The 835-nt window shown below is 54.3% G+C and carries 1 protein-coding gene; it reads right to left on the bottom strand.

The features are described from left to right. Positions 1-827: PKD domain-containing protein (locus tag L6R21_28040; protein ID MCK6563057.1), on the bottom strand; the 827-nt coding region annotated here is incomplete at its 3' end. Positions 828-835 lie beyond the last annotated feature (8 nt).

The following is an 835-nucleotide window of genomic DNA, read 5'->3' as shown; positions in this document are numbered from 1 at the left end:
AGGCCGTCACCGGCGTCATTTTTGTGACTGGGCGCTTGAGTGGGATTACTCAGCGCCGCAATGATCGCCTCGGCGGCATCGATCAGCGGCTGGCCTTCATCCCTCGTAAGAATTCCGTTGCCAATAAAGTTCTCCACATGATCGATGAATTGTTGCAGCATTTCAATAGCCTTGTCAATGCGATTATCGTTCAACCTTTTGATGACGACTTTCAGCATGCCGATCAAGCCATTCAACTGTGGTTTGTTCAACGCCTGCACCTGGACGATGAGGTTTTGAGTAACCTGTTGAGCGGTGATGGCAGTGATGATCACTTCATCCGGGGCGCTGTTCACTGTGCCGTCGTTGACGACCAGTGACACACTGTACTCGCCTGCCATATCGGCGACAAATGTTGGGTTGACAATGGAAGGATCGGAAAGCGTAGCGTTGCTCCCGGCGGGTTTGGATGTGATTTCCCAGGCGTACGTCAGCGGGTCGCCATCCGGATCGCTGGAGCCGCTGCCATCGAGTTGCACCGTCTCATTGACGATGACGGTTTGATCTGAACCGGCATTTGTGATGGGTGGCTGGTTCAGTGAGTACCTGCCAAAATATGAAGAGGGTTTGGCCCCCGCGGTGGTGAAGTAACCTCCGGTGTACACTTCGCTGCCGCTTGCGACGATGGTACGGACGAAATATTCATTCATTCCGCTTCCCAGTGCCGACCAACTCGTGCCATCCCATTTGGCAATATGGCTTGCTACAACTCCCCCCGCAGTGGTGAAGCCGCCTCCCGCATACACCCCGCTGCCGCTGACCGCGATGGCATAAACATAATCATTCATTCCGCTTC

The sequence above is a fragment of the bacterium genome (assembly GCA_023150945.1).
In the GTDB taxonomy this organism is placed as follows: Bacteria; Zhuqueibacterota; Zhuqueibacteria; order Zhuqueibacterales; family Zhuqueibacteraceae; genus Coneutiohabitans.
The sequence above is the reverse complement of the archived record's forward strand: the minus strand, read 5'-3'. Positions and strand labels throughout refer to the sequence as shown.